General features: G+C 65.6%; 24 protein-coding genes and 1 tRNA gene. 13 read left to right on the top strand and 12 right to left on the bottom strand.

From position 1 onward, the window contains the following. Nucleotides 1-380: 380 nt before the first annotated feature. The 3 genes from rplU to L8F97_RS13345 all read left to right on the top strand — a co-directional run bounded on the left by rplU (nucleotide 381) and on the right by L8F97_RS13345 (nucleotide 1,693). On the top strand, nucleotides 381-695 hold the full coding sequence (gene rplU, locus L8F97_RS13355) for a 50S ribosomal protein L21 (protein ID WP_242150840.1): 315 nt from the start codon (nucleotides 381-383) through the stop codon (nucleotides 693-695). Between the two features lie 13 nt (nucleotides 696-708). Beyond that, nucleotides 709-978 (top strand): 50S ribosomal protein L27, encoded by a 270-nt coding sequence (gene rpmA, locus L8F97_RS13350; protein WP_242150837.1) that lies wholly within the window; start codon nucleotides 709-711, stop codon nucleotides 976-978. A 169-nt stretch (nucleotides 979-1,147) separates the two neighbouring features. Next, on the top strand, nucleotides 1,148-1,693 hold the full coding sequence (locus L8F97_RS13345) for a GNAT family N-acetyltransferase (protein ID WP_242150834.1): 546 nt from the start codon (nucleotides 1,148-1,150) through the stop codon (nucleotides 1,691-1,693). 8 nt (nucleotides 1,694-1,701) lie between these two features. Here L8F97_RS13345 and L8F97_RS13340 read toward each other — a convergent pair whose 3' ends face one another. Beyond that, a complete protein-coding gene (locus L8F97_RS13340) occupies nucleotides 1,702-2,562 on the bottom strand; it encodes a metal-dependent hydrolase (protein WP_242150832.1) in 861 nt (286 codons plus the stop codon). A 53-nt stretch (nucleotides 2,563-2,615) separates the two neighbouring features. Here L8F97_RS13340 and L8F97_RS13335 point away from each other — a divergent pair, with 53 nt between their 5' ends. From L8F97_RS13335 to L8F97_RS13325, 3 genes are all read left to right on the top strand, one after another. Beyond that, complete coding sequence (locus tag L8F97_RS13335) at nucleotides 2,616-3,191, top strand: TetR/AcrR family transcriptional regulator (RefSeq protein ID WP_242150830.1); 576 nt, start codon at nucleotides 2,616-2,618, stop codon at nucleotides 3,189-3,191. A 114-nt stretch (nucleotides 3,192-3,305) separates the two neighbouring features. After that, nucleotides 3,306-4,352, top strand: coding sequence for a GTPase ObgE (gene obgE / locus L8F97_RS13330; protein ID WP_242150827.1), 1,047 nt, complete (start codon nucleotides 3,306-3,308; stop codon nucleotides 4,350-4,352). Between the two features lie 37 nt (nucleotides 4,353-4,389). Further along, a complete protein-coding gene (locus L8F97_RS13325; RefSeq protein WP_242150824.1) occupies nucleotides 4,390-4,797 on the top strand; it encodes a hypothetical protein in 408 nt (135 codons plus the stop codon). A 34-nt stretch (nucleotides 4,798-4,831) separates the two neighbouring features. Here the strand turns inward: L8F97_RS13325 and L8F97_RS13320 are convergent, their stop codons facing one another. Genes L8F97_RS13320 through L8F97_RS13305 form a run of 4 tightly spaced genes read right to left on the bottom strand, consistent with a single transcriptional unit; the run spans nucleotide 4,832 to nucleotide 10,316 of the window. Next, entirely contained in the window at nucleotides 4,832-5,434 is a 603-nt protein-coding gene (locus L8F97_RS13320) for an ATP-binding cassette domain-containing protein (RefSeq protein ID WP_242150821.1), read from the bottom strand. Beyond that, nucleotides 5,424-6,113, bottom strand: a complete 690-nt coding sequence (modB, locus tag L8F97_RS13315; RefSeq protein ID WP_242150818.1) for a molybdate ABC transporter permease subunit — start codon at nucleotides 6,111-6,113, stop codon at nucleotides 5,424-5,426. The genes L8F97_RS13320 and modB overlap by 11 nt, the downstream gene beginning before the upstream one ends. Nucleotides 6,114-6,144: 31 nt before the next feature. Beyond that, nucleotides 6,145-6,909 (bottom strand): molybdate ABC transporter substrate-binding protein, encoded by a 765-nt coding sequence (modA, locus tag L8F97_RS13310; RefSeq protein ID WP_242150815.1) that lies wholly within the window; start codon nucleotides 6,907-6,909, stop codon nucleotides 6,145-6,147. 32 nt (nucleotides 6,910-6,941) lie between these two features. Then, complete coding sequence (locus L8F97_RS13305) at nucleotides 6,942-10,316, bottom strand: polysaccharide deacetylase family protein (protein WP_242150814.1); 3,375 nt, start codon at nucleotides 10,314-10,316, stop codon at nucleotides 6,942-6,944. 242 nt (nucleotides 10,317-10,558) lie between these two features. Between L8F97_RS13305 and L8F97_RS13300 the strand changes: the two genes are divergently transcribed. Beyond that, nucleotides 10,559-10,635 (top strand) — tRNA-Pro (locus L8F97_RS13300). Nucleotides 10,636-10,777: 142 nt separating this feature from the next. Here the strand turns inward: L8F97_RS13300 and L8F97_RS13295 are convergent. Then, on the bottom strand, nucleotides 10,778-11,311 hold the full coding sequence (locus L8F97_RS13295; RefSeq protein WP_242150811.1) for a peroxiredoxin: 534 nt from the start codon (nucleotides 11,309-11,311) through the stop codon (nucleotides 10,778-10,780). Nucleotides 11,312-11,451: 140 nt separating this feature from the next. On the opposite strand from L8F97_RS13295, the gene lepA reads away from it, so the two are divergent. Beyond that, complete coding sequence (gene lepA, locus L8F97_RS13290; protein ID WP_242150807.1) at nucleotides 11,452-13,263, top strand: translation elongation factor 4; 1,812 nt, start codon at nucleotides 11,452-11,454, stop codon at nucleotides 13,261-13,263. Nucleotides 13,264-14,718: 1,455 nt separating this feature from the next. On the opposite strand, the gene L8F97_RS13285 is transcribed toward lepA, so the two are convergent. Together L8F97_RS13285 and L8F97_RS13280 are read right to left on the bottom strand one after the other, a co-directional pair. After that, nucleotides 14,719-15,048: a hypothetical protein gene (locus L8F97_RS13285; protein WP_242150804.1), complete on the bottom strand. Its 330-nt coding sequence runs from the start codon at nucleotides 15,046-15,048 to the stop codon at nucleotides 14,719-14,721. After that, complete coding sequence (locus L8F97_RS13280) at nucleotides 15,048-15,707, bottom strand: hypothetical protein (protein WP_242150802.1); 660 nt, start codon at nucleotides 15,705-15,707, stop codon at nucleotides 15,048-15,050. Before L8F97_RS13280 ends, L8F97_RS13285 begins: the two co-directional genes overlap by 1 nt. A gap of 192 nt (nucleotides 15,708-15,899) precedes the next feature. Between L8F97_RS13280 and L8F97_RS13275 the strand changes: the two genes are divergently transcribed. Together L8F97_RS13275 and L8F97_RS13270 are read left to right on the top strand one after the other, a co-directional pair. Beyond that, a complete protein-coding gene (locus L8F97_RS13275) occupies nucleotides 15,900-16,772 on the top strand; it encodes a hypothetical protein (protein ID WP_242150799.1) in 873 nt (290 codons plus the stop codon). Continuing rightward, nucleotides 16,769-17,248 carry a hypothetical protein gene (locus L8F97_RS13270; protein WP_242150795.1) on the top strand — a complete coding sequence of 160 codons (480 nt, stop codon included), beginning with the start codon at nucleotides 16,769-16,771 and terminating at the stop codon, nucleotides 17,246-17,248. The genes L8F97_RS13275 and L8F97_RS13270 overlap by 4 nt, the downstream gene beginning before the upstream one ends. Before the next feature lie 44 nt (nucleotides 17,249-17,292). Here L8F97_RS13270 and L8F97_RS13265 read toward each other — a convergent pair whose 3' ends face one another. The 4 genes from L8F97_RS13265 to L8F97_RS13250 all read right to left on the bottom strand — a co-directional run bounded on the left by L8F97_RS13265 (nucleotide 17,293) and on the right by L8F97_RS13250 (nucleotide 22,927). Beyond that, nucleotides 17,293-20,220, bottom strand: coding sequence for a TonB-dependent receptor domain-containing protein (locus L8F97_RS13265; protein WP_242150793.1), 2,928 nt, complete (start codon nucleotides 20,218-20,220; stop codon nucleotides 17,293-17,295). A gap of 220 nt (nucleotides 20,221-20,440) precedes the next feature. Then, on the bottom strand, nucleotides 20,441-21,028 hold the full coding sequence (locus L8F97_RS13260) for a Smr/MutS family protein (protein WP_242150789.1): 588 nt from the start codon (nucleotides 21,026-21,028) through the stop codon (nucleotides 20,441-20,443). Beyond that, entirely contained in the window at nucleotides 21,003-22,271 is a 1,269-nt protein-coding gene (locus tag L8F97_RS13255; protein ID WP_242151209.1) for a murein transglycosylase A, read from the bottom strand. Before L8F97_RS13255 ends, L8F97_RS13260 begins: the two co-directional genes overlap by 26 nt. Before the next feature lie 11 nt (nucleotides 22,272-22,282). After that, the gene (locus L8F97_RS13250; protein WP_242150786.1) at nucleotides 22,283-22,927 is read right to left on the bottom strand and encodes a Tim44/TimA family putative adaptor protein; all 645 of its coding nucleotides are present in this window, start codon (nucleotides 22,925-22,927) and stop codon (nucleotides 22,283-22,285) included. Between the two features lie 170 nt (nucleotides 22,928-23,097). Here L8F97_RS13250 and secB point away from each other — a divergent pair, with 170 nt between their 5' ends. The 3 genes from secB to trpS are packed head-to-tail and all read left to right on the top strand — an operon-like array spanning nucleotide 23,098 to nucleotide 26,220. Beyond that, nucleotides 23,098-23,604 (top strand): protein-export chaperone SecB, encoded by a 507-nt coding sequence (gene secB / locus L8F97_RS13245; RefSeq protein ID WP_242150783.1) that lies wholly within the window; start codon nucleotides 23,098-23,100, stop codon nucleotides 23,602-23,604. Nucleotides 23,605-23,632: 28 nt separating this feature from the next. Beyond that, nucleotides 23,633-25,201: a murein biosynthesis integral membrane protein MurJ gene (murJ, locus tag L8F97_RS13240; protein WP_242150780.1), complete on the top strand. Its 1,569-nt coding sequence runs from the start codon at nucleotides 23,633-23,635 to the stop codon at nucleotides 25,199-25,201. 14 nt (nucleotides 25,202-25,215) lie between these two features. Continuing rightward, nucleotides 25,216-26,220 (top strand): tryptophan--tRNA ligase, encoded by a 1,005-nt coding sequence (trpS, locus tag L8F97_RS13235; RefSeq protein ID WP_242150777.1) that lies wholly within the window; start codon nucleotides 25,216-25,218, stop codon nucleotides 26,218-26,220. Nucleotides 26,221-26,392 lie beyond the last annotated feature (172 nt).

Raw genomic sequence — 26,392 nt, 5'->3', positions numbered from 1 at the left:
CGCAAAGCAGCATCTTCAAAATGTACGCGTTCTTCTTACACCCCTTGAGGCAGCCGCGCCCTAATCGGACGCGACCACCGGTCAAACACTACGCTCAGCCGCCGCGGCACTTACCCGAAGCCGCTTGACGTCATGTCGACACCCGAATGACGCCATATCGATCGCCGCATTGCAACATAAACATCATACCTTGATCGCCACTACCTTCAGGAAAACCAGTTTCTCAGGAATGTGATGTATATGTGCAACGGTTCGCCTGATCGATGAACGATGCGGTTCTGCGGTTGACAGCGCGGCCACCGTGCCATAGCTGGCGCTTCTTTCCCGCGCCGGGTCCGTCCTGAGCGTGGGGTATCGATGTTTTGAAAGTGATGAGGGCCATGTTCGCAATCGTGCGCACGGGCGGCAAGCAATACCGCGTTGCCGCTGGAGACAAGATCGTCGTCGAAAAGCTCGACGGTGAAGCCGGTGCGTCGATCACGCTCGGCGATATCCTGCTTGCGGGCGAAGGCTCGGAGCTGAAGTCGATCGAGGGGCTGACCGTCTCCGCAGAGATCATCGCGCAGGCGAAGGCCGACAAGGTCATCGTCTTCAAGAAGCGTCGTCGTCATAACTATCGTCGCAAGAACGGGCATCGTCAGCAGCACACGATCCTGAAGATCACCGCCATCGGCGGTGAGTCGGCGCAGGCGTAAGGAGTCTCACGATATGGCACATAAGAAAGCAGGCGGTTCGTCGCGCAACGGTCGTGATTCGGCCGGTCGTCGTCTTGGCGTGAAGAAGTTCGGTGGCGAGATCGCCATTCCGGGCAACATTCTCGTGCGTCAGCGCGGTACCAAGTTCTACCCGGGCACCAACGTCGGCATGGGCACGGACCATACCCTGTTCGCGCTCGTCGAGGGCCGCGTAGTGTTTAAGGAAGGCAAGCTCGGCCGCAAGTTCTGCTCGGTCGAGGCGCTGGCGCAAGCCGCAGAATAACGGGTAACCGGACGGGTTGCCCACCAGGGCGACCCGGATGTCCACAGACATCAAACAAGGGAGACGGGTCGCCCCGGCTCCCTTTTTTCATGCTCCCTCCACGGCACTGTCGTCACCATGTCATCCCGGCATGGCAGACGTCCGCGCAAAGACGAGGAGAGTTTTCAAGATGTTCGCCCGGACTCCGAGATTGACGCTGCGCCCCGGCTGGCCCGAGGATGCCGCCGCCGTCGCAGCAGCAATCGCGCACCCGTCGGTCGCCGCCAATCTGTCGCGTGTGCCCTGGCCTTATGCGGAAGCCGATGCCCGCACGTGGCTGGCGATGCCGCGTGGTGCGACCGACCCCTGCTTGCTGATCTTGGCGCATGACCGGGCCGAGCCGAGCCTGATCGGCGCGATCTCGATCGAGGCTCTAGCGGACGGGCCGCCCGAACTCGGCTATTGGTTGACGCCGTCTGCCTGGGGGCGCGGTTATGCGACCGAAGCCGGTCATGCCATGCTGCACATGGCGCGCCACGCGCTCGGCATGACGCGGCTGAACGCGCGGCACTTTATGGACAACCCCGCCTCGGCACGCGTGCTCGCCAAGCTCGGCTTTCGCGAAACCGGTCGGGCGGCGACCTTCTCACGCGCGCGTGGCCGCGAGGTGGCGAGCATCACCATGGCGTGCGACCTCGCCGACGCGCCGCCACAAGACATGCCACTCGCGGCCTGACCGTTCGGTCAGGCCGCGAGCGCCGCACGGGGCAGCACCGCCGCCGCATAGTCGCTTTCCGCCCGGGCGATGAGCGCGCGATCGTCGCTGTTCCACGGGTGGAAGCCGGGCAGGAAGTAGCTCGCCCATGCGCCGAAGATCTTGCGCACCATCCCCGGCCGCACCAGCGCATAGCTAAGCGTACCAAGGTGCGCGCGCGGCCCGGTGATACCATCCTGCCGCAGCAACTCGATGATGCCGAGATAGCGGCCGACGAAGAACTTACGCGCGGTGGTGAGCATCACCAGCGACTTGAACAGCCAGCGCCGCGTGCGCGACCAGTCGCGCGTCGCGTGCAGCCAGGTGTCATAGGCGACGCCCTTGTGCTCGATCTCCTCGGCGGCATGCCAGCGCCACATCGCCGCCGCCTGCGGCTCCGCCCCGTCGAGATGGCGCGGATCGGCGAGCAACGCGTGCGCTAGGATCGCGGTGAAATGCTCCAGCGCCATCGTTGCCGCCAGCCGTGCGATCACCGGCTTGCCGTCGGTCAGCGCCAGCGCCTCGTCGACATGGATATCAAGTAGCGACACGTCATACCCCTGATCGGTGACGTGGCGGTTGAACGCGACATGCTCACGCGTGTGCATCACCTCCTGCTTGATGAAGGCGTTGATCTCGGCGGCCAAGCGCGGCGGCGTGCCATCACGGAAGGCGCGCACGCTATCGACGAAGAACCCCTCGCCTTTCGGAAAGGTGATCGACAGCGCGTTGTAGAAGGCGGTGGCGACCGGATCGTCGTTCATCCACCAGCGCGTGCGCCGCATGCCTCGGCCAAAGCGCAGATCGCGCGGCGTGATCGTCAGATCGGCGGTCGTGGTTGCTTTCGCCATGAAAACCTCCAGACAGAATGCTTGGGGCCATGAACTAGGTACTACTTACACTCGTGTCAATAACGCCGAAACGCCTGAACCAGGAACAGTCGCGTCTGGCCGCGATCGATGCCGCGCGCGACCTGCTGATCGCCGACGGCCCGCAAGCGGTGACGCTGAAGGCGGTGGCGGCGCGGATCGGGCGGACGCACGCCAATCTGCTCCACCATTTCGGCAGCGCCGCCGGGTTGCAAAGCGCGCTCATTACCCACCTTGCCGACACGATCACCGCGCGAATCGGCGACACCGCCAAGCGCGCCCGTAGCGGCGACGCCGATCCGCGCGAGGTGGTGGACCTTACCTTCGATGCGTTCGCGCACGGCGGCGGCGCGATGGCGAGCTGGATGATCCTGTCGGGCAAGCACGACGCGCTCGACCCGGTGCTGAGCGCGATCCACCGGCTGGTCGACGATCTCGCCGAGGGCGACGATGCGGCACGCGTGCGGGCGGAGACGTTGCAGCTGGTGCTGGCGGCGATGGGGGATGCGTTGCTTGGCGGTGCGATGGCAAAGGCGCTGGGCGTACCGCGCGAGAGTGCGCGGGAATTGGCCACGCAGGCGCTGGTGGCGTCGCGGTTGGCGGCCGGGTAGCGCGGCTGGGTAGCGCCGCGGCATAGCCGCGTCGTCGGCCCTCGCTATGGCGAGGCCGGCCGGGCGCGCTTCACCCCCTCGCTTTAGCTGCGCTAAAGCGTTAGGCAGCGCGCTATGCATTTTCTCGATCAAGCAAAAATCTTCGTCCGCTCGGGCGCGGGCGGCCCCGGTGCCGTCAGTTTCCGGCGTGAGAAGTTCATCGAATATGGCGGCCCCGACGGCGGCAACGGCGGCAAGGGTGGCGACATCATCTTCGAAGCGGTCGCCGGTCTCAACACGCTGATCGATTTTCGCTACACCCAGCATTTCCGCGCACCGCGTGGCCATGGCGGCTCGGGCAGCAACCGCACCGGCGGCGGCGGCGACGATCTCGTCATCAAGGTGCCGGTCGGCACGCAGATCATGGACGAGGAGCGCGAGGAGGTGCTGCTCGATTTCACCCACGCCGGCCAGCGCGAGGTGTTCCTGCGCGGTGGCGACGGCGGGCGCGGCAACGCTACCTACAAGACCTCGACCAACCGCGCACCGCGTCAGCACGGCACCGGCTGGCCGTATCAGGAGGCGTGGCTGTGGCTGCGGCTCAAGCTGCTTGCTGACGCCGGTCTGGTTGGGTTGCCCAATGCGGGCAAGTCGACCTTCATCAATGCCGTCACCAATGCACAGGCCAAGGTTGGCGCCTACGCCTTCACCACGACGCGCCCGCAGCTTGGCGTGGTGCGCCATCACAGCCGCGAATTCGTCATCGCCGATATCCCCGGGCTGATCGCGGGTGCGGCCGAGGGCGCTGGCATCGGCGACCGTTTCCTCGGCCATATCGAACGGTGCAAGGTGCTGCTCCATCTGGTCGATGCCAATGACGAGGATGTTGCGGAGAGCTACCGCATCGTCCGCGACGAACTCGAGAATTACGGCGGCGGGCTGACCGACAAACCGGTGGTGGTCGCGCTCAACAAGGTTGATACGCTGGACGATGAACTGATCGCCGCGCTGCTCGCCGAACTGGAGGAAGCGAGCGGCACGGAAGTGATCGCGATTTCGGGCGCGGCCGGCACCGGTACCGATTGGGCGCTGGACCGTCTGCTGGAGGCGATCGGGCCGGACGCCGCGACGGTCGACGAGCATGATGATGGCGAAGAGTCGATCGAGTGGTCCCCCGTCTGAACCGCAAATATCGAGTCGCCTGCGAAACGAGGGAGCCTTGTGCGAAGATGCGCGTTTGATCGCCGCGCAGCAGAAGTCGCTGCTCAATTTCAGGAGTGAACCGATGAAGCTGATGATGCTCGCCGCACTGGCGATCGCTACCCCAGTCGCCGCTTTCGCCCAGACGACACCGGCTCCGGCCGATCCCGCCATGGCGCAACCGGCAACCGACGCAGCGCAGGCCGCGCCTGCACCTGCCGATCCCGCAGCCACTCCGGCAGACCCTGCCGCTTCCGCACCGGCGGCTGGCTCGCCGCAGATGGGCGCACCAATGTCCTCGCCCGCGCCCGCCGCACAGGACAGCTATCCTGTCTGCTCAGCGACCGTGCATGACCAATGCCGCGAAGGCGCTGGTGGCAAGCACATGGGCAGCAGCCACAAGATGATGCATCGCAAGCGCAAGTGAAGTCTCAGGGCGGGTGCCGCAGCGCCCGCCCTGCTCACAGTGCGACGATGCGCGTGGCGATCCGCTCCGCTTCTCCCATGTCGTGAGTGACCATCAGGATTGGCAGACCCAATACATCCCGGACGTGCTCGATAGCGATGAGGATCTCGTCCCGCCGCGCCCGGTCGAGCGAGGATAACGGCTCATCGAGCAACAGGAACTCGGGCGCGCTGAGCAAAGCCCGACCAATGCTGACCCGCTGCGCCTCGCCGCCCGACAGCGTTCTCGGCCAGCGATCGAGCAGATGCGCGATGCCGAGGAAGTCGATGCCGCCAAGGTCAGGCGCAGCCCCCCGAACACCATAGCGCAAATTGTCCCGCACCCGCATGTGCGGGAACAGCCGTGCTTCCTGGAAGACGTAGCCGACGGAGCGCCGTTCTGGTGGCACGTTGACCCCTGTGGCAGACTCGTACAGCGTTCTGTCGCCGACACGGATGTGCCCTTCGTCCGGCGGCAACAAGCCCGCGATCATGTTCAACACGCTCGTCTTGCCCGCACCCGATGGCCCGAACAACACGGTCGCGCCTTCGTCAGCCTCAAGCGTGACGGCGATTTGCGCATCACCGAGGCGCTTACGGAGGCGAACGTCAAACGCCACCCTGCCCCCTTCCTGCGCGCCGAACGAGCACTTCGGATGCGACCAGCGCCAGCAGCGACAATATCACCGAAATTGTTGCGAGCCGCCACACCATAGCGTCACCGTCGGGTTGCTGGAGCGCGCTGTAGATCGCGAGCGGCAGTGTCTGTGTCTCGCCCGGAACGTTCGACACGAACGTGATCGTCGCGCCAAATTCGCCGAGACCGCGCGCAAAGCCGAGCACCAGTCCCGCCAACACGCCCGGCAAGCTCAATGGCAACGTGATTGTGCGAAACACCCGCCATCGCCCAGCACCAAGCGTACGCGCGGCATTCTCCAGCTTTCGATCAACCGCTTCGATCGACAACCTGATCGCACGCACCATCAGCGGCAGCGCCATCACACCGGCCGCGATCGCAGCGCCGCTCCAGCGGAACAACACGGTGACGCCGAACCAGCGGCTTAGCCAGAAGCCGATTGGCCCCTGTGGCGCGAACAGGATCAGCAGCACCCAACCCGTCACCACCGGCGGGACCACCAGCGGCAGGTGTACGACAGCATCGACCAGCAATTTGCCCGGAAAGGTGACCCGCGCGAGCAGCCACGCGAGCGCGAAAGCGATCGGCAATGTTGTCGTGATCGCGACGGCGCCGATGCGGAGCGACAGTACCACGATGTGCCATTCGGCCGCAGTCAGCATCGACGCCGCCATCCAGGTCGCACCCGGGCGATCATTTCACCGAGAAACCGTACCGCACGAAGATCGCTTTGCCGGCAGCACTCAACAGGAACCGCCGAAACCCCTCGCCCTCCAGGTTGCTCGACGACGCCAAGCGCGCGATTGGATAGGTGATCGGCGGGTGCGTGCGCTCTGGGAACACGCCCGCGATCCGCACTTTCAACGAGGCGCGCGCATCAGTCGCATAGACGATGCCGAGCGGCGCAGCACCACGCTCGACCAAAGCCAAAGTGGCACGGACGTTTTCGGCCGACACGATATGCGGCTGAACCGCCGCCAGCACACCCAGCTTCGTCAGTGCCTCGCGACCGTATTTGCCGGCTGGCACCGAGGCATCGGCCATCGCCAACGGCCCTCCAGCGAGGAAACGTGCCAGCGGAGGGCCGCCAGCGGGCGCACGCATGCGGCTGTGCACCGGGGCGACGATCACCAGCCGGTTGCCGAGGAAGGTCGCGCGGCTCGAAGGCACGATAAGCTTCCGCGCCGCGACTTCGTTCATCCAGCCCTCATCGGCGGACACGAACAGATCGGCGCGGGCGCCCGCCTCGATCTGTCGGGCGAGCGCGGAAGAGCCTGCGAACGATACCACCGGACGCGGATGGCCGCGAGCCGCCCAGCTATCGGCTGCGGCGTTCATCGATTCCTGCAGGCTGGCGGCAGCGAGCACCAGCGGCGGCACGGGTGCTGCCGCAACGGCTACGCTCCCGATCGAGAGCACGACCAACGTGGCGACGCGACACAAGAAACGGATCAACATATCTGCCGATATACAGCATGCGCGGCGCAGCGCTACATGTTGACCCGACCGGTACGGGCGAGTTTGCCCCAACCGACCTTCGGTCCGCGCAACGCCTGGGTTATCGCCTTCAGCACCACGTAATACATCACCTGCCGATAGCCGATCCGCTGCGGTATCAGCAGCAGTAACAGCTTCCAGTTTTCACGTCGTTCCAGCGCGAAGGCGATGGTGGCGGCGAGCAGATCGATGGCGGTAAACACCAGCCAGTAGATCAGCATCGTCTCGACATCGTGCTGGGTCTGCGCCCAGCCGTGCGCACGCACCGCGATGTAGGTCATGATGAAGCTGATGATCAGCGCGAGATCGATGATCGGCGAGATCGCCGCCAGCACGATCTGGAACAGGATCGCTTGCGGCAGGCCGACCCGGGCAAGGCCCGCAGGCTTGCCGCGCGTGATGACAATGCCGTGCTTCCACAGGCACTGCAGCGTGCCGTAGGCCCAGCGGAAGCGCTGCTTGGCGAGACCTTTCAAGGTTTCCGGACTTTCGGTCCAGGCAACCGCATATTGGTCGTAGGTGACCTTCCATCCGGCGCGCTGAATACCGATGGTGAGATCCTGATCCTCCGCCAGCGTATCATCGGGATAGCCGCCGACGCTGCGTATGGCCTCCAGCCGCCACGCGCCGACCGCGCCTGGCACCACGGTCATCGCGTTCAGCCGCGCAAGCGCACGCCGTTCAAGATTTTGGGCGGTGATATATTCGAGCGCCTGCCAGCGGGTAATCAGATTCACGCGGTTGCCCACCTTGGCATTTCCCGCCACCGCACCAAGCGCGGGATCGACAAACCAGCGCGCCAGCCGTGCAATCGTGGTTGGCTCGAACTGGGTATCTGCATCAAGCGCGATGACGATCTCGCCAGTCGCCAGCGCCATGCCCTGATTGAGCGCGCGCGCCTTGCCGCCATTCTCCAGCGTCAGCAGCCGTACACGCGGTTCATCCGCGAATGCGCTGCGAACCACCGCGCTGGTGCCGTCGCTCGATCCGTCGTCGATGACAATCACCTCAAGCCGCACGTCGGTACTCGCCAGCACGCCCCGCACGGCGCGCTCGATCACGGTTTCCTCGTTGAATGCCGGGATCATAACCGTGACGAAGCGGCTCGGGTCTATTGCCGGGAAGATCGTCAATCCTTCGCGCCGAGCCTGAATAAGCGCCAGCGCCGATAGCGTCAGCGCACGCCCGATCCCGATTGTGATCGCAAAAAAGAAAATCCAGCCAAGCGCGACAACCGTACTGCCGAGTGCGGTGAACACGAACAGGTCCGCCGACGATGCAAGCCGGTCGCTCTCCGAGATCGGCGGCATCGCGACATCGCGCGGAATACCGGCGAGCGTCGAGACCGGAACGAAACGGATGCCGCGCGCCTTGAGCTCGCGAATGATGATGGGCAGCGCGTCGACTGTCTGCTGACGATTGCCGCCACCGTCGTGGAGCAGGATGACATTGCGGCTGCAACTCGCATCCGATTGCGCATTGCACACCGGTGGCGGATACGCCTCACTCACGACCTTGTCGATAATCTCCTGCACGCCCGGGCGCTTCCAATCATCCGGGTCGACGTGGAGACCGACGGAAATGTAGCCACGATTTTGCGCCTGAAGCACCGGTTCGATTTCGTCCGCCGTGGTCGGCTCGGCATCGCCGAAATACGGCGCGCGGAACAGCCGCAGCGATCGCCCGGTGAACGCCTGGAACAGTCGCTGCGTGGTGTTGAGTTGGAACGCCGTCTCGGTGTCGGTCGATCCCGCCATATTGGGATGCGTGTAGCTGTGGCTGCCGACCTCGTGCCCCTCACGCACCATCCGTTCCAGCAAGGAGCGCTGCGTCAGTGCGTTCTCGCCGATGACGAAAAACGTGGCGGGGACATGCTCGGCCTTCAGGATATCGAGGATCTTCGGCGTCCAAGTCGGATCGGGTCCGTCGTCGAAGGTCAGTGCGACATAGCCCGGTTTGTAGCCGGTGCGCTGCACCACATAAGGCGACGGCAGCCGGGTGAAATCGACGCGGTCGATCAGCCCGTTGGTGGCGGTGGCGTTGCGTTGCCCGGTAACCGGGGTGCCGGCGATCTTGAGGATCTCGCCATTGCCGTCGATATCAACATCGGTGCCGACAGGGATCGTGTTCATCACCGAAGGCGCCGGCAGGGTGCGATGCGGCCGCCCGAAGATCGACCACAGCCCCGGGTCCTCCGAACCGAGCCGCCACAACGCCACCGCGCCGAGCTTGGCGCGATTGAGGAACTGGATCTGGTTATAGGCGGAAGGCGCATCGAGCATCCACAACACGTGGCGCACATTGCCTTCCTGATAGGCGAAACTGGTGTTGCCGCTGGTCTTGTCGAACACCGGCGTCGCGCCGGATTCGCGCGCGGCCTCCCACGCTTCGTCGATCGCCACCGGGTCACCGCCGGCCGCGCTGTCGCTGTGCCAGTCGTAACCGTAATTGCCGATCGCCACGACGATCTTGTTGCGGGGCAAGCCGTTGGCGGCACGTGCGACCGCGCGTTCGAACCAAGCCTGCGATGCGATTGGGCCGGGCGGGCTGCTTAGTTCGTGTTCGTCATACGCCATCAGGAACAGTCGGTCGACGACCGGAACGAACGCCTTGAGGTCCCACGCATCCTCCCCGACCGGTACCGCGATGGCGATGATCCAGCCGCGCTTGGCGAAGCGGGTCTTGGCCTCGCGCAGGAAGGCGCGGTAATCCGGCAGCGCCTTGCGGGGCAGTTCCTCGAAATCGAAGAATGCGCCGCCCGCCTGATTGGCGGCAAGCCACGGCTCGAGCTTGTCAAGCAACGCGCGGCGCTGCGCCGGGTCGTGCAGCAGCGCCGTCATGCCGGCACTATCCCAATCGCCCTGCAAAGCGTTCTGGATCATCGGCAGCAGCAGCGGGCGGCGCTGTGCGCGGTTGAGGATTTCCTTGCCAGCCGTATCGCGGAACACGGTGATGTGATGGTTAGCGCCGGTCACGCTCACCCAACCGGGGATCAGCCAGTCGAGATCGTTGACATGGCGGCGCAGCGACGAGGCGCTCGATGGGTCCCACGGCACATGGAAGGCTATGGCGAGCGGTGCATTGTCACCCGGCTGCACACCGCGCGCCGGCGCGCCGGTGAGCATGCGTGCGTAATCCAGCAACTGGCGGCGCGTCCGCTTCAGCAGCGGCTCATGCGGCGGCGGCAGGCGGACGAGCGCGGGATGTTCGGCGCTAACCGGCAGCAACGGCGCGCGCGGCACGACGCCAATCGACAGCGCAAGCGCGACGATCGACAGAATGATAAGTGCAATAAAGGCACCGACCGCGACGGCAAAGCGCCGCCGCCTGCGTCCCGACGCATCGAAGAAGACCGGCGCGTTCGACATAAACCCTTACATTCTCCCGTTTCGGACCGACCCTTAACAGCGTGTTTGCGACCCCGAAAGCAGGCTTGGCGATGACAAAGCGTTCATCCGGATTTCTGCGTAGGCATATCGCGCCGGCGCTCGTCCACCCGATTGCGCGCGTAAGGCGAGCGATGACCTGCTCCAGGCATCTTGCCGCATTTGCCGATTTAACGCTTGCCCACGCCAGACCATCCCGCTAGGGGCGCTCTCCTGCAATGTGTCGGGGCGTGGCGCAGTCTGGTAGCGCACTGGTCTCGGGGTCCAGGGGTCGTAGGTTCGAATCCTATCGCCCCGACCATTGCAGCATTCCCCAAATTATCGGTGACCCTGAGCTCCCGCCGCGCGTTAGCGGCGGCGCAGGATGTGACGCATCGTGCACCGGCGACGTGTCGCATGGAAGCGGCGATGCGCAGTACGCACCGCCGCCGCACCTTCGCGAATCAGCCCTTCTTGGCGAGCGCCTTGACCGCCGCCATCGTGCCCGAGACGTGACCCTCCGGGCTCGGCTCGGACAGGACGTAAGCGATCGTGCCGTTCTTCGCGATTACGAACGACGTGCGGTTCGTCCAGCCGGTCTTTTGCGGCAGCGTCACATCGTAACCGCTGATCGTTGCCGGCGTCGCGACGCCCACCGGGAACTTGTTGCGGCACTCCTGCACCGAGAATTCCTTGATGCGATCGACATTGCCCGCAGTGAGGCCGATCAGCGTGGCGCCAAGCTTCTTATACTGGTCGGCAGCCTCGGCGAACTCATGCGCTTCGATCGTGCAGCCTGACGTGAAGGCGGCGGGGAAGAAATACAGCACCACCGGCCCCTTCTTGAGCGCGTTCTGGAGCGTGAAGGTGAAGCTCTTGCCACCCACCGCCGCTTGCGTGGTGAACAGCGGGGCCTTGGCGCCGACCGCGATCGCGGCATGGGCGGGCGCGGCGAAGGCGAGCGAGGCGGCGGCGAAGGCGGCTACGAACTTCAGCATGGGGATCTCCTGTCGAACAGATCGAACCCGCTTGCTCTACGCGCTGCGGTGGTGTGCCGCCAGCATGATCCTTCCCGCTTTGGTTTATGAGCCAAGCAATGCTATCGGCACGACATCCTCCTGATGACAGAATGGTCGACGTGACAACGCCTCTCGAAAAGATCCGTAATTTCAGCATCATCGCGCATATCGACCATGGCAAGTCGACGCTGGCCGACCGGTTGATCCAACAGACCGGGGGCCTCAGCGACCGCGAGATGTCCGAGCAGGTGCTCGACAACATGGATATCGAGAAGGAGCGCGGCATCACCATCAAGGCGCAGACGGTGCGCCTCGCCTACAAGGCGGACGATGGCGAGACCTATACGCTGAACCTGATGGACACGCCCGGCCACGTCGACTTCGCCTATGAAGTGTCGCGTAGCCTCGCCGCGTGCGAGGGCGCGCTGCTGGTGGTGGACGCCGCGCAGGGCGTGGAGGCGCAGACGCTCGCCAACGTGTACCAGTCGATCGAGCATGACCATGAGATCGTGCCCGTCATCAACAAGATCGACCTGCCCGCCGCCGATGCCGACAAGGTGAAGGCGGAGATCGAGGAGGTGATCGGCCTCGACGCGAGCCAAGCGGTGCTGACCTCCGCCAAATCGGGCATCGGCATCCGCGAGACGCTGGAGGCGATCGTCACGCGCATCCCGCACCCCAAGGGCGATGCCAACGCGCCGCTCAAGGCGATGCTGGTGGATAGCTGGTACGACCCGTATCTCGGCGTCGTCATCCTGATCCGCGTGATCGACGGGGTTCTCAAGAAGGGCCAGCACGTCAAGTTCATGCAGGCCGGCACCGAGCATCTCGTCGACCGGGTCGGCTGCTTCCGCCCCAAGATCGAGCAGCTCGCCGACCTCGGGCCGGGCGAGATCGGCTTCATCACCGCGCAGATCAAGGACGTGGCGCAGGCGCGCGTCGGTGATACGCTGACCGATGTGAAGCGCCCTGCCCTCGAGGCGCTGGCGGGCTTCAAGGAAGTGCAGCCGGTGGTGTTCTGCGGCCTGTTCCCGGTCGATGCCGCCGATTTCGAGAAGCTGCGCGAGAGCATTTCGCGGCTGCGGCTGAACGATGCGAGCTTCTCGTTCGAGATGGAGACGTCGGCGGCGCTGGGCTTCGGCTTCCGCTGCGGGTTCCTCGGGCTGCTGCATCTGGAGATCATTCAGGAGCGGCTGACGCGCGAATACGACCTCGACCTCATCACCACCGCGCCGTCGGTGGTGTACGAGATCGAGCTGACGCACGGCGGCGGCCATATCGAGCTGCACAACCCCGCCGACATGCCCGAGCCCAACAAGATCGAGAGCATCGCCGAGCCTTGGATTCAGGCGGTGATCTATGTGCCCGACGAATATCTCGGCTCGATCCTGAAACTGTGTCAGGACAGGCGTGGCATCCAGAAGGACCTCACCTATGTCGGCGGGCGCGCGCAGGCGACGTATGAACTGCCGCTCAACGAAGTGGTGTTCGATTTCTACGACCGGCTGAAATCGCTGTCGAAGGGCTATGCCAGCTTCGATTACAACCAGATCGGCTACCGCGAGGGCGATCTCGTCAAGATGGGCATCCTCGTCAACGAGGAGCCGGTCGACGCGCTCAGCATGATCGTCCACCGCAGCACGGCGGAAACGCGCGGGCGCGGCATGGTCGAGCGGCTGAAGGAACTGATCCCGCGCCACATGTTCAAGATCCCGATCCAGGCGGCGATCGGCGGCAAGGTGATCGCGCGCGAGACGATCAGCGCGATGCGCAAGGACGTGACCGCGAAATGTTATGGCGGCGACGCGACGCGCAAGCGCAAGCTGCTCGACAAGCAGAAGAAGGGCAAGGCGCGGATGCGCGAGTACGGCTCGGTTTCGATCCCGCAGGAAGCCTTCATCGCCGCCCTGAGAATGGGCGACGAAAACTGAGGAAGCGCATCAGGCTAAGCGCAGCTTAGCCTCGGATCGAAACGAGCCCGGCCGGCGGCGCGACCGCGCCGTCCGACGACGCGGCTTTGCCGCGGCGGGATTGATCGACGTAAGGCCTAACACTCGTTTGGTGATTTCGAACGGGGCCGATGAGCGGTGTTCCAGCTACTGTGACACGCTACGCAAGCATGGAGATTACGCGCGATAAAACGGGACGCGCTAGGCGTTTCATAAACGTGAGGGATCGAGATGGGTTACGGAGGGCTGAGTCAGACGCATCTTGTATGAGGTGCCTTCTCGCAAATCTCTAGTGCAATTAGGTCGTGGGCTTTTTTAAGTACAGGCAGACCGAGTGGATTAAGTGGAAAAAGGAGCATCACCGAGAAACTCGTCGGACATGGGACCTTCCCATCCTAGCCGTCGGTGAAGCGCCTGAAATCGTTCGACGGCTTCCGACGTGAATGCGCCTTGATTAGCGCGCTCTTGCCGTAACCCTTCGAGGGTGAAGGTCTTAACTAGTCTCGCGTCAATCCGGTCCGGCTGTCGATGAAACTTCTGAAAGTGAAAACCTAGCTGCTGCTCCGTCGTATGCAGGACCGTTGCAAACCCATGAACCAACAAGTTTCGCGTGTCTTGCTGATCGGCTAAGCGATTGATGATTGCCGTGATGTCCTGCGCATCTGCATCTAAGGGGCCGGATCGCGTTAAGATCGTGCGCACCTTAGCCACTCGATCAGCGGCTCCATGCGGTAGCGTTCGTGTGTGCTCCTCATACTCAGGAAACACCCTGCATCGTAGAATGAGATCGCCTAAAAGGTATTCCACTTGCGCAAAGCTATTTACGATCCAGCCTCGGAGGCGCTGTGCCTCATCGATCTGTTCGGCCCATCCTCCTGGTAAAGTCATACGATGAGGCTAGTAGAAGCTAAAACGGAGCACAACCGCTGTTGCAGCTAAGGGGCGGCGTCTGCCTCATCCCAGTCAAGCCGGTGAAGATAGAAGTTGCGATTGCTTCGATCGATGAAGTAGCGGAGCGCGCTTGTAGCTGACAGCGTGGCTGCCACCGCTGCGGTTATGTCCAATCCTGACATGTGACGACAAAGGAACGCGACGCTTGCAACCGTCACCAAGTCTAAAAGGCTGGTGATCCGACTATCACGCCGTTGATGGCTAGCCATAGCCTCTTTTATTTCGCACCGCGAATGGCCTTCGCTAAACATGTTGTTGTGCATCGGCGCAATCTCCGGCTGAACGCATCCTTAGCAAGAGGCTATCAAGAAGGTTTGGTAACTCGCAACCGCCCTTGCCCGAGCTAATACAAAGGGCCAATACAACTGTCCCGACGCTGTAGAAATATGTTTGTTTATATATGCTGACGGAGATTTATCGATCCCCCTCGGCTCCATCTTCAAATATCACCGCAACGATCAAACCGACCGTGATGACGGCGCTACATTAGCCCCCCTCCCCACACCAAGCCGCCCAAGTCTCCTCCTTCGCCGCCGCCTCCCACATCGCCTGCGCCTTGGCGATCTGCCGCTGCGCCCTGCGTTGCGCCGTCTCGCGCTCCTGATAGGTCGGGCCGCCCCGGAATGAACGCGGCCGGTCGTAGTGCGGGTTGGTGTCTGGGCGCGGCGGCGCATCTTCCCGCGCCCAGACGTCGCGGCGGACCTCCTCCATCATCTTGCAGAATTCGCTGGCATAGGTCGGCGCGGACTCGGCGCCGGCGATGCTATCGGTCCATAGCTCGATCGCGCGGGCGCCGAGCCCCGCCGAGCCGAGCATCAGTTCAATACAGGTGAGCTGGCGCCGGTGAAGTCGGCGGCGACCACCTCCCCGGCGCGACGGGCGCGGCGTTCGTAGGCGATCTTGGCCTTGTAGCGATCGAGCGTGGCGGCGAGCCAGGTGAGCCGCTCCATCTTCTCTTCCTCGGGCAGATTGTCCTCGGCCTCGGCTGCTTCGCGCGCGGCCTTGCAGACCGGGCAATTCTCCTCCGCCTCGCGCTCGATCGTCTCGCGGCTGCGGGTGCCGTGGGCGAGGCCGGGGCCGCCGTAGCGATCGGCGAGGTGGTGGCGCAGGATGAACATCAGCAGCCGGTCGTTATAATTGCGTTTTTCGCCGACGATCTCGCCGCGCCAGAACACGGGATCGGCGACGCCTTCGGTCGCGCGGTCGATGGCGATATCGGCGAGGCGCTGCACGCCGTGGTCGAGTGCGGCGGTCCAAGCGGCGCGGAAGCTTTCGGCGCCGGGCTGGCGGCGGAGGTAATAGGCGCCCTCCGCGCTCATGTTGATGCGCTTGGCGGCGGCCTTGACCGAGCCGAGTTCGGCGAGCGCGTCGATGAAGGCGCGTTGCCGCTCGGGCGTCCAGCCGTCGTAGCGGGCTTTGCGGGGGACGGGCTCGAACTCGGGCACCGGGCGGAGCGTGGGGGTGAGGTTCTGCATGGAGTGCGCCGCTAACCCGTTTGGTTCGTGTAGGACAGCGGGGTCATGGGGCGATCGGCCGGGCGTGCGAGTCGCACCGTTCGTCGCCGGGGGGCACGCTCGTTTCGGGGGGATAACATTAACGTACCTAAGAATAGACTCAGGTGGGGGTCGCGGGGGTATCGGCGACCGATCCGTCTTGAGGAGGATGGTGTGCGTTCGAGGGTTCGGCTGTTGCCGCTGCTGGCGGCGGGGTGTGCGGGATTGGTGGGGATGGCGGCGCCGGTGGGGGCGCAATCGGCGGGTCCGGTCGCGACGAACGGCGTCGGCACCGCATTCGAGCTGGCGTTCTGGCAATCGGTTGGCGCCAGTGCCGATCCGTCGCTGTATCAGGCGTATCTGGAGCAATATCCGACCGGCACGTTCGCCGCGCTCGCCCGCGCCAAGATCGCGGGGATGCGCCGGGCGGAGCCGGTGGTGGTGCCGGTCGCGCCGGTTGCCCCGGTCGCGCCGGTGCCCGTGCCGGCGGCGGTGGCGGTCGCACCCCCGGTCGCGCCCGCGCCGACGCCGGTTGCCGCCGCGCCCGAACCGGCGATGCGGATGATCCCGGCGATGATCGCGCCCTTTCCGGTGCCGGCCACGCCCGCGCCGCCGCCGGCGGGATCGGTGATCGGCAACGCAGCGCTGCTTGCAGCACTGGCGCAGTCGCAGATCGGCGGGGAAGCACCGGTTGCATCCGCCACCGCCCTGCCCGCGCCGCCGGTGCTCATGCCGGTGCCGACGATCGCGGTACCCGAGCGGTTCTGTTCGGCCGAGGCGCGCAACCAGTTCCACGACACCGTCTACAAGCCGGCGATGACGCTGGCGGCGGCGAACAACGCCGCGACGATCCGCTACCTGCAGACGCTGGACGCGCAATATCGCGCGTCGGGTGCGCAACGCGACGCGGCGGGGATGAACGCGGTCGCGGCGGGGTCGAAGGCGTATCAGCCGGTGGCGGGCGCGGCCTTTGCGACCAGCAACGTCTATCTCAAATTGTTCGACCGGATCATGGCGACGCCGATCGCGCGGTGTCGCGCGTCATGAGGCGGATGCTGGGCGGCGCGGTCGCCGCGCTGGTCGGCCTGAGTGGTCATGCCGCCGCCGCGACGGAAGGGCCGGCGGTGTGCTGGGACGACCGTACGCTGTCCGCGGCAAGGGTGGTCGAGTTCCGCGAGATCGGGCTCGACGTGCAGTTGCGCTGCCGGCTGATCGGGCTGGACCTGACGCCGGGCTATGTCCGCGTCCTGGAACGCTACCGGGGCGATTTCGAGGCGGCGGACGGCGCGATCAAGGCGCATTACCATGCCGACGACGGCAGGACGGGCTGGATCGCGTACCAACGCTACATCACCCATGTCACCAACATCTACGGCGGCGGCGCGACGACGGTGACGCACTGCCAGACGTTCGCGAGCGTGCTGGGCGAACTCTCCTCCCCCGAGGTGCCGGCGGGGGCACTTGGTGCGGTCGTCGCCGCGATGGTCAAGGATCCGCACGTCGACGCGACGATCTGCGGGTAAGCGCAGGCGGCGGGGCGTCCAAGCCCCGCCGCCTGCGCCCGGACTTACAAACCGTAGGACAGCCGCAGATAGCCGAACTGGCCGGGCAGATCGTAGGTGGTGGGATCGAAATTGGCGCTGTCGCAGGTGTTGCACGACGGTGGCGCCTTGTTGAACACGTTGTTGACGCCCGCGGTCAGCCGCAGCTTGCTGCTGAGCCATGCGGGTGAGAAATACACCTGCACGTCGCCGTAGAAGGTCGCGCCCATGCGGTGGCCGTCGCTTTCGTACACCGCGCTGATGTAGCGCGCGGTGAAGCTCGCGCCAAACGCCGCGCTCGACCAGTCGAGCGTCGAGTTCAGCTTGAACTCGGGGAACGCCTGATCGGTGTTGAGGCAGCGTTCGGTGCCGACGCAGCGCAGCGTCGGCGCGTTGAGTTCGGCGGGTGGTGCGACGTCATACTTGATGATGTACGCGGCGTTTGCGCTGAGGCCGATCGTGCCGCCGTAGACCGCGGGCGAGCGGTACAGGAACGTCGCGTCGAGGCCGGAGGTGTTGATCGCGTTGAGGTTCTGGAGCGTGCCGTTGATGCCGGCGACTTCGCCCGACACGGTGCGGGTGATGTTGGCGCAACTGACCGGATCGCCGTTGAACGCGCAGCGGTTGAGCGTGAGCGTGCCGGGCACTGAATCGACCGCATTCTTGAGCTCGATGCTATAGTAATTGACCTCGAGGCTCACGCTGCTGGCGAAGCTGCCGCGCGCCCAGGACGGGCTGTAAACGCCGCCCGCAGTCCAGGTGGTCGCGGTTTCGGGTTTGAGCGCGGTCGAGCCTTGCGAGAAGATGCCGATCTGCCCGCCCTGCGACTCCGCATAGCTGCCGTTGGCCGGCACGCCGTTGGCGATGCAGTTGGCGCGGACGGTCGCATTGCTCTGGAACGACCCGCCGCTCGCGCTGGTGCACGGATCGTTGATGGTCGCATCAAAGCGCGAGCGGCCGGCGTAAAGTTCGCCGAGGCTCGGTGCGCGTAGGCTTTCCGCATAGCCGCCCCGGAACAGCAGATCCGGCACCGGCTTCCACAGGCCGGATGCGGTGAACACGGTGTTGCCGCCGAACGTCGAGTAATCCGAGTGGCGGACCGCGCCGTCGAACTCGAGCCGGTGGAAGAACGGCATGTTGGCGAGGATCGGCACGCGGATTTCGCCGTACACCTCGTCGGTATTGTAGCTGCCGCGCGCCGGGCTGGTCGGTACGTCGGCGCCGAGCCCGGCGACGATGACCGGATCGGGATCGTAGCTCGCCCGCTGGTCGCGATGTTCGTAGCCGATCGCCACACCGACCGCGCCGGCCGGGAGTTGGAACAGATCGCCCGACAGGTTGGCGGTGAAATCGGCGAGGCGCTGCTCGCTCTTGTCGTGTTCGTCGAACGTCACGTACTTCAGCATCGCCGGCGTGATCGTGCCGGGACCACCCACCGCCGCGCCGCCGAAGATGTTGAACGGCACGCAGTCCCCGGTGCAGTTCGCCACCGGGCCGAGCGCCTGTGCGAGCCTGGCCGCGTTGAGGTTGCCGGTGAAGATCTGGTGCGCGTCGTTCAGGCCCCAGACGCCGTTGACGTCCCAATACCATTTATGCTCGCCGACGTGGAACGACCCGTCGAGCGTGGCGGATGCCGTGAAGGTGTTGACGTCCTGTGAGAAGGTGCGCTGACCACCCTCGACGAAGCGGCGGTTGATGCCGGTATAGTTGGCCGGCAACGCCGACGGCGTTCCGTCCTGATTGACCCCCGACGAGAGCGTTACGCCAAAGGGATTGTACGGGTTGGTCGCGTCGATCGAGATGCGGTCGAGCAGATTGCCGTTGCCGGCGCCCGGCCCGATCGCGAGCGGCAGGAACGCCGCTTGCGTGGTCGAATTGCGCTTGTTGTAGACAAGCTTGGTGCGGAAATGGACCGCGTCGGACAATTCCTGCTTGAAGTTGAAGAACGCGCCATAACGTTCGTTGGGGGTGAGCAGATAGTTGAACGGCGAGAAGTTGAAGCGGCTCGCGTCGGTGAAGGTCGTGAAATCCGCCGCTGTCGGATTGCGGCCGGTCACCGGCGCCTTCAGCGTCAGGTTGGTGCCGACGCCGATCAGATTGCCGACCGCCGCGCTGACCCGGTAGCGGCCAAGCGGCGGGGTACCGCTACACCCGACGCCGTCCGGGAAGTTCGGGTCGACGCAGCTCGTCGCATAGGGTGCGGGATATTGCGAGATCGCGCGGTCTGCGGTGCGGACCGGGTCCTGCTTGGTGTAATAGCCGCCGAACACCGCCGAGGTGCCGCTGTCCGGCTTCTGGATGCCGTAGCTCAGCTCGTAATTCTGGGTGTGGCCGTCGCCCTGCCGGTAGGTGCCGAACTGCGCATTGGCTTGCAGACCCTTCTGGCTCTGCTTGGTGATGATGTTGACCACGCCGGCGACCGCGTCCGAGCCGTACAGCGGCGATGCGCCCGATTGCAGCACCTCGACCCGCTCGATCATGTTGGTCGGGATTTCGTTCAGATCGACCGAGGCGGGGATGCCGCCCGCCGACGAGCCGTTGACGTAGCGGATGCCGTCCACCAGCACGAGCGTGCGCTTTGCGCCGAGGTAGCGCAGGTCGATCTCCGCCGCGCCCGAGCTGACGCCGGTGCCGTCGGGCGGGCCGCCGATGTTGCCGGCGTTGTTGACCTTGGTGTTGAGGCCGCCGCTCGCGCTCGGCAGGCGTTGCAGCACGTCCGCGATCGAGGAGAGGCCGGTCTTGCCGATCGCTGACTGGTCGACGGTGAGAACGGGTTTGTCCTGATCGAGCGGATCGCGGCGGATGCGCGAACCGGTCACGACGATATCGTCGCCACCTGCGGTCGGCGCGTCAGCGGGCGCGCTGACCTGCGCACCGGCCGGCATCGCGAGCGTTGCCGCCGTGATCGCAACCACAGCCGCGCCGGAAAACGTCCTGAACTTTATCTTGAGCATCGAATATATCCCCTATTCGCGCTTCAAGACACCCCCTCTGTTATCGAACGGCATAGAGACGCAACTTTATAAGGGTGACAAGTGCAGGAAAGTCACACTAGTCCAGAATCGGACGGAATATCGGTTTATCAACAGGAATATGTGACTTGTTGCGTCGTCGGTGCATGGCGGGAAGTGGATATGCGGTGACGCGCGCACGGCCCGCCGCACGTTTGCGCAATCAGCGGTTTCGCTGTCCTGAACCGCGGCGCAGGATCACGTACAGCGCGCCGGTGCCGCCGTGGCGGGGATGGGCGTTACGGACGGCGGCGATATGCGCGCCGTGGCGTGAACCGGCCAGCCAGTCCGCGATGGCCGCGCGGATCGCGCCGCGCGCGTGCGGGCGCTCGCTCTCCGCGCGCGGCGGCTTGCCGGTGATGACCAGCAACACACGCTGGCCACTCGTCACCGCGAACTCCAGCGCGGCGTCGAGCCGGGCATAGGCCGAGCCGAGCGTATGGCCGTGCAGGTCGATCGATGCGTCCGGCACGGTACGACCGCGCGCGAGATCGCGGTCCCACGACCCGTCGAGCGTGTTGGCGGTGATCGGGCGTGGCGGCGCGGCGACGACGGGTAAGAGCAGCGGCGCCGGCACCCGTCCGCGCACCTTCTTCAGCGGCGCGGGTGGTGGAGGTGCAACCGGCTCCGGTGGCCTGACCGGGACAGCAGCCGCGCGCATCGGGCGCGGTGCAACGCGCATCGGGCGGACGCTGGCGACGACGCGCGCCCACAGCGCCGCCTCCTCAGCGCTGAGTGGGCGCTTTCCCATACGGCCTTTCCGACGCGAGCCGCGCGAGCGTTCCCACCGGCAGCAGCAGGAACGCGGTGCCGTGCGCGGACATGCCGCCGGCGGTCACCTCCGCCTGTTCGCCGCCGCCCCAATAAGTGTCGAAGCGGTTGGCACCCTTGATCGCGCCGCCGGTGTCCTGCGCCACCCAGATGCCGTTCGCATCGGCGCGGTCCATCGACAGCAGCACCGGCGCGCCGAGCGGAATGAACTTCGGGTCCGCCGCCACGCTGACGCCGCCCGTCACCGCATAGCCAAGCGCGCCCATCGGCGGCGTATCGAGCACGCGGAAGAACACGAAGCTCTTGTTCTCGCGCATCAGGTCGCGACCCTCGGCGGGGTGTGCGCGCAGCCACGCGACGATGCCTTGCATGGTCGCCTGCCCCGGCGCGAGCAGACCGCGTTGCCGCATCAGCGCGCCGATGCCGGTGTAATCGCGGCCGTTCTGCGTGGCGTACCCCACCCGCATCGACGCGCCGTCGGGCAGACGAAGCCGGCCGGAACCCTGGATCTGTAGGAAGAACAGCTCGACCGGATCGGCCGCCCAGGCGAGCACTGGCGCACGGTTGGCGAGTGCGCCTTCCTCGATCGCGGCACGGTCGAAATACGGCACAAAGTTGCTGCCATCGACCCGCCCGCGGATCTTCTTGCCCTTCAGGCTGTCGCTGAACGCACCGAGGTTGACGTCGACGAGATCGTCGGGGCGGCCGTAGATCGGCGCGTCATAGCCGCGACGATGGTCCCGCGAGGCGGCGATCTCCGGCTCGTAATACCCGGTGGCGAAGGCCTTGCCGTCGCCGACCTGCACCGTCTCAAAATATTGCGCGAAGAAGCTGCGCGCCTCGCCGCGCGCCACGCTCGCGGCGGCATCGCAGGCAGGCACCCAATCCACGCCGCGCGTCAGGCCCGAAGCATCGGTGCGCTTGCGCAAGCTTGGGCAGGACAGCCGGAACGCGGCGAGCGCGCGGGCGGCCTGCGCCTCGTCGATGGGAAGCGAATAGATCGGCGGCCCTGCCACAACGCCCGCATCGCGCGCATTCGGCCCGGCGGAGGGCGCGGTGGTCGCAACCGGCGGCAGCGGTCGGGATGCGACCGGCGGACGGTGCACCGGCGCGATACCGGCAGCGGGCAGCCCCGCACCGGGCCGCGCCTGTTCCGACGGGCTGACGCACGCGCCGAGCACCATAGCCGTCGCGAGCGCTGCCCAGCGCTTCCCCCGCTGCATCATGCCCGCGCTCAAGCTTCGTCGGTGTCGGCGAGCTTCCAGTTCGGATCGCTGCTCTTGAGCGTCCGTGCGAAGGTCCAGATATCATGCGTCTCGACCGCATCGGTCATCGATCCGGCCACAACGACACCGTCGCGATCGCGCGTGACGGCAGCGATGTCCGCATCGAAGCGCACCGTGATCCGCGCCGCCTTGCCGACCAACGACGCATCGGTGATCGAGGCGCGCTCGATAGTGACGAGGCGATTGTCCAGCGTGTGGCCGGCGTCCGCGCGCTCGGCGATTGCGCCGGCAAAGGCGTCACGCACATCGGCTTCGGTCAACCAGTCGAGCTGCTGCTCGTCACCCTGCCAATAGGCCTCCAGGATCATCCGGTAGGCGGACTGTGCGCCTTCGACGAAGCGTGCGACATCGAAACCCGGCTCCGCCGCGACGATCGCGCGCAGGCCGGCTTCGGCACGCGGCGCGATGTTGCGGTTGGCGAGTTCGCGCGGCTGCGCCTGATTCTCGATCGGACGCGGCAGCACCGTTACCGGCGCGCGATCCTCCGCGGGCTTGGGCAAAGGCTGCTCATGCCCGGTCCGCTTGCCGAGAACCATGTAGAGACGCAACGCCAGAAAACAGGCGACCATCCCGAGCAGAACGACGTAAAACACTTTGCCTCCTGAACTTCGGCGAAACTCTGATATAGGCGCAACGCACGACAGTTACAAACGGCGCCGCCGCCACACGTGTTGAACTGCCGCGCCACCCCTGCTAGGCGCCGCGCTTCGGCAGCGCCAGCGCTTCTGGCTGCATATCTTCGATGAGATTAAGGGCGAGTTCCATGGACGAACAGGACGACGGCATCATCACCAGCAACGCGCCGTTCGCGAGCGGCGAGGACGAGGCACCGCAGGCCGGGCTGATCTCGCAATACGTCAAGGACCTGTCGTTCGAGAACCCGAACGCGCCGGCGATCTACCAGACGGCGAGTGCCCCTTCGATCGACGTGCAGTTCAACATCGCCGCCAATCAGGTCGGCGAGGACGTGCACGAGGTCGTTCTGCGCATCGAGGTCCGCGCCGAGAGCGAGGGCACCGTCGCGTTCCTGGTCGACCTGTCGTTCGCCGGGCTGTTCGGCCTGCGCAACATCCCCGCCGAGCATGTCCAGCCCTTCCTGCTTGGCGAAGCGCCGCGCCTGGTGTTCCCGTTCGCCCGCCGCGTGCTGGCCGATGCAGTGCGTGACGGCGGTTTCCCGCCGCTGATGCTGGAGCCGATCGACTTCGGCGCGCTGTACCTCCAGCAGGCGGCGCAGCAGAACGGCAACGTCAACGTGACCGGCCACGCCTGATCGCTGGTAGCGAGCCGAGCAGCGGACGATGAACCTCGCGCGCGCGCTCGGCTCGATCGGCGGGCTGACGCTCGCCAGCCGCGTACTGGGGTTGGTGCGCGATTCGCTGTTCGCCCGCTATGTCGGCGCAAGCTTCGCGTCCGACGCTTTTTTGATCGCGTTCCGCCTGCCCAACCTGTTCCGCGCGCTGTTCGCGGAGGGCGCGTTTTCCGCCGCGTTCATCCCGATGTTCAACAAGAAGGTTGGCGACGAGCGCGGTAACGGCCTGCCCGACGGCATCGCCTTCGCGCAGGATGTGCTGTCGGTGCTGCTGCCGATCCTCCTCGTGATGACGGTGATCCTCGAACTCACCGCCTGGCCGGTCACGCTGACGCTGTCCGGCGGTTTCCACGACGTGACCGACGCGCAGTTCGCGCAGGCGGTGATGTTCTCGCGCTTCACCATACCCTATCTGATGCTCATCAGCATCGTGTCGCTGCTCGGCGGTATTCTGAATTCGCTACACAAATTCTGGGTCAACGCGGCGGCGCCGATCCTGCTCAACATCACGCAGATTGCCGCGTTGCTGCTGTTCCACAGCCCCGACCCGATCGTGACCGGCCGCAATCAGGCGATCGCCGTCAGCGTGTCTGGCGCGTTGCAACTCGCGTGGCTGGCCTGGGCGTGCCGCGCCAACGGCGTCGGCATCCGCCCGCGCCTGCCGCGCCTCAGCCCCGACGTGAAGCGGATGCTCGCGCTGATCTGGCCCGCCGCTGCGGGGGCCGGCGCGGTGCAGATCAACCTTGTCGTGTCCTCCGCGCTCGCCGCGCATTTCCTGTCGCACGGCTCGGTCACGTATATCTACATGGCCGACCGGGTGAACCAGTTGCCGCTCGGGCTGATCGGCATCGGGCTTGGCACGGTGCTGCTGCCGATGATCTCGCGCCAGCTTGGCAGCGGGCAGGAGGCGGCGGCGATGGAGACGCAGAACCGGGGCATGGAACTGGCGCTGCTGCTCACCCTGCCCGCTACGGTCGCGCTGATCGTGTGCGGCGGGCCGATCGTCGCGGCGCTGTTCGAACACGGCCGGTTCGATGCCGCCGACACGCTCTACACCGCGCAGGCGCTCGCCGCCTTCTCGATCGGGTTGCCGAGCTACATCCTCGTCAAGGTGCTGACCCCCGGCTTCTACGCGCGTGCCGATACCAAAAGCCCGGTCCGCTATGCGACGGCGTCGATGGTCGTCAATCTGGTGCTCAACCTCGTCCTGATCCTGCCGCTGAAGCATATGGGGCCGCCGCTGGCGACCGCACTCGCCTCCACCGTCAACACCGCACTGCTGTACCGGGCGCTACGCCAACGCGGTCATTTCGCCCCTGACGCGCGGCTGCGCCGGCGGGCGTGGCGGCTGGCGGCGGCGGCGCTGGCGATGGGGCTGGTGCTGTGGCTGCTGCAAGGGTTGCTGACGCCCTATACGCACGGCAGCTGGGCGGTGCGGACGGGTGCGATGGTGGTGCTGGTCGGCGCGGGTGGTGTGGTCTATGCGATCGCCACCTTCGCTCTCGGCGCGTTCACCCGCGCCGACCTCGCCTTCCTGCGGCGCCGTCGCGCCGCCTGACACGAAAGACTGCAATGCGCGTCGTCTCCGGCATCCAGCCCACCGGCAACCTCCACCTCGGCAATTACCTCGGCGCGATCAAGCAGTGGGTCGCGCTTCAGGACCAGATGGGGCCGGACGACACCTGCCTGTTCTTCCTTGCGGACCTGCACGCGCTGTCGCAGCCGGTAGTCGCGGCGGAGTTGCACGCCAACACGATCGAGATGGCTGCCACCCTGCTCGCCTGCGGCATCGACCCGGCACGGTCGATCCTGTTCAATCAGGCGCGCGTCCCCGCGCACAGTGAGCTCTGCTGGTTGCTGAGCGGCACCGCGCGGATGGGCTGGCTCAACCGCATGACGCAGTGGAAGGACAAGGCGGGCAAGAGCGGCGAGACGCAGTCGGTCGCGCTGTTCACCTACCCTGTCCTGCAAGCCGCCGACGTGCTGCTCTACAAGGCGACACATGTGCCGGTCGGGCATGACCAGAAGCAGCATCTCGAACTGGCACGCGATATTGCCACCAAGTTCAACGGCGACTTCGGCGTCGAGCTGTTCCCGCTGCCCGAGCCACTGATCTCCAAGGCGGCGCCGCGCATCATGAGCTTGCGCGATGGTTCGGCGAAGATGTCGAAGTCCGATCCCTCCGACGCATCGCGCATCAACCTGATCGACAGCGACGACACCATCGCCGCCAAGTTCCGCAAGGCCAAGAGCGACGCGGACGTGCTGCCCGAAACAGTGGCCGGACTGGAAGGCCGTGCGGAGGCGCTCAACCTCGTGACGATCTATGCGGCGCTTGCCGGCGTGGAGCCGCAGGCGGTGCTGGCGGATCATGCCGGCAAGGGGTTCGGCGCGTTCAAGCCGGCGCTGGCCGATCTCGCCATCGCCACGCTAGGGCCGCTGCGGGACCGGTTGACCGCCCTGCTCGCCGATCGCGCGAGTGTCGCGACGACGCTGGCGGACGGCGCGGCCAAGGCGGCGGCGCTCGGCGCACCGACCTTGCGCGCGGCGCAGGCGGCAGTCGGCCTGCATCTGTAGGCGACACCCTTGCGGGGCGTGCCGCGCGGCACAACATGAATGAGAGGTTTGCAGGGGCGGTCGTGACAACGATCCGTCCTATGCAGATGTCCGTTCAACCGTTATTCATGCCGGATGCGGCATTGTGACGGCCGTGGTGCTCCATCGCGAGCGTGTCGCTTCCAACAAGGTC

Origin of the sequence: Sphingomonas sp. BAUL-RG-20F-R05-02, assembly GCF_022662305.1 — a bacterium.
GTDB lineage: Bacteria > Pseudomonadota > Alphaproteobacteria > Sphingomonadales > Sphingomonadaceae > Sphingomonas.
This window is presented reverse-complemented; position numbering and strand designations above follow the sequence as displayed.

Bases quoted from the DNA above. Each gene is read 5' to 3' on its own strand.
- secB (WP_242150783.1), top strand. From the start codon at position 23,098: ATGGACGAACAGGACGACGGCATCATCACCAGCAACGCGCCGTTCGCG.
- obgE (WP_242150827.1), top strand. From the start codon at position 3,306: ATGCATTTTCTCGATCAAGCAAAAATCTTCGTCCGCTCGGGCGCGGGC.
- rpmA (WP_242150837.1), top strand. From the start codon at position 709: ATGGCACATAAGAAAGCAGGCGGTTCGTCGCGCAACGGTCGTGATTCG.
- trpS (WP_242150777.1), top strand. From the start codon at position 25,216: ATGCGCGTCGTCTCCGGCATCCAGCCCACCGGCAACCTCCACCTCGGC.
- rplU (WP_242150840.1), top strand. From the start codon at position 381: ATGTTCGCAATCGTGCGCACGGGCGGCAAGCAATACCGCGTTGCCGCT.
- L8F97_RS13340 (WP_242150832.1), bottom strand. From the start codon at position 2,562: ATGGCGAAAGCAACCACGACCGCCGATCTGACGATCACGCCGCGCGAT.
- modB (WP_242150818.1), bottom strand. From the start codon at position 6,113: ATGCTGACTGCGGCCGAATGGCACATCGTGGTACTGTCGCTCCGCATC.
- L8F97_RS13305 (WP_242150814.1), bottom strand. From the start codon at position 10,316: ATGTCGAACGCGCCGGTCTTCTTCGATGCGTCGGGACGCAGGCGGCGG.
- L8F97_RS13265 (WP_242150793.1), bottom strand. From the start codon at position 20,220: ATGCTCAAGATAAAGTTCAGGACGTTTTCCGGCGCGGCTGTGGTTGCG.
- L8F97_RS13260 (WP_242150789.1), bottom strand. From the start codon at position 21,028: ATGGGAAAGCGCCCACTCAGCGCTGAGGAGGCGGCGCTGTGGGCGCGC.
- L8F97_RS13270 (WP_242150795.1), top strand. From the start codon at position 16,769: ATGAGGCGGATGCTGGGCGGCGCGGTCGCCGCGCTGGTCGGCCTGAGT.
- L8F97_RS13295 (WP_242150811.1), bottom strand. From the start codon at position 11,311: ATGCTGAAGTTCGTAGCCGCCTTCGCCGCCGCCTCGCTCGCCTTCGCC.
- L8F97_RS13280 (WP_242150802.1), bottom strand. From the start codon at position 15,707: ATGCAGAACCTCACCCCCACGCTCCGCCCGGTGCCCGAGTTCGAGCCC.
- L8F97_RS13345 (WP_242150834.1), top strand. From the start codon at position 1,148: ATGTTCGCCCGGACTCCGAGATTGACGCTGCGCCCCGGCTGGCCCGAG.
- modA (WP_242150815.1), bottom strand. From the start codon at position 6,909: ATGTTGATCCGTTTCTTGTGTCGCGTCGCCACGTTGGTCGTGCTCTCG.
- L8F97_RS13285 (WP_242150804.1), bottom strand. From the start codon at position 15,048: ATGCTCGGCTCGGCGGGGCTCGGCGCCCGCGCGATCGAGCTATGGACC.
- L8F97_RS13255 (WP_242151209.1), bottom strand. From the start codon at position 22,271: ATGCAGCGGGGGAAGCGCTGGGCAGCGCTCGCGACGGCTATGGTGCTC.
- murJ (WP_242150780.1), top strand. From the start codon at position 23,633: ATGAACCTCGCGCGCGCGCTCGGCTCGATCGGCGGGCTGACGCTCGCC.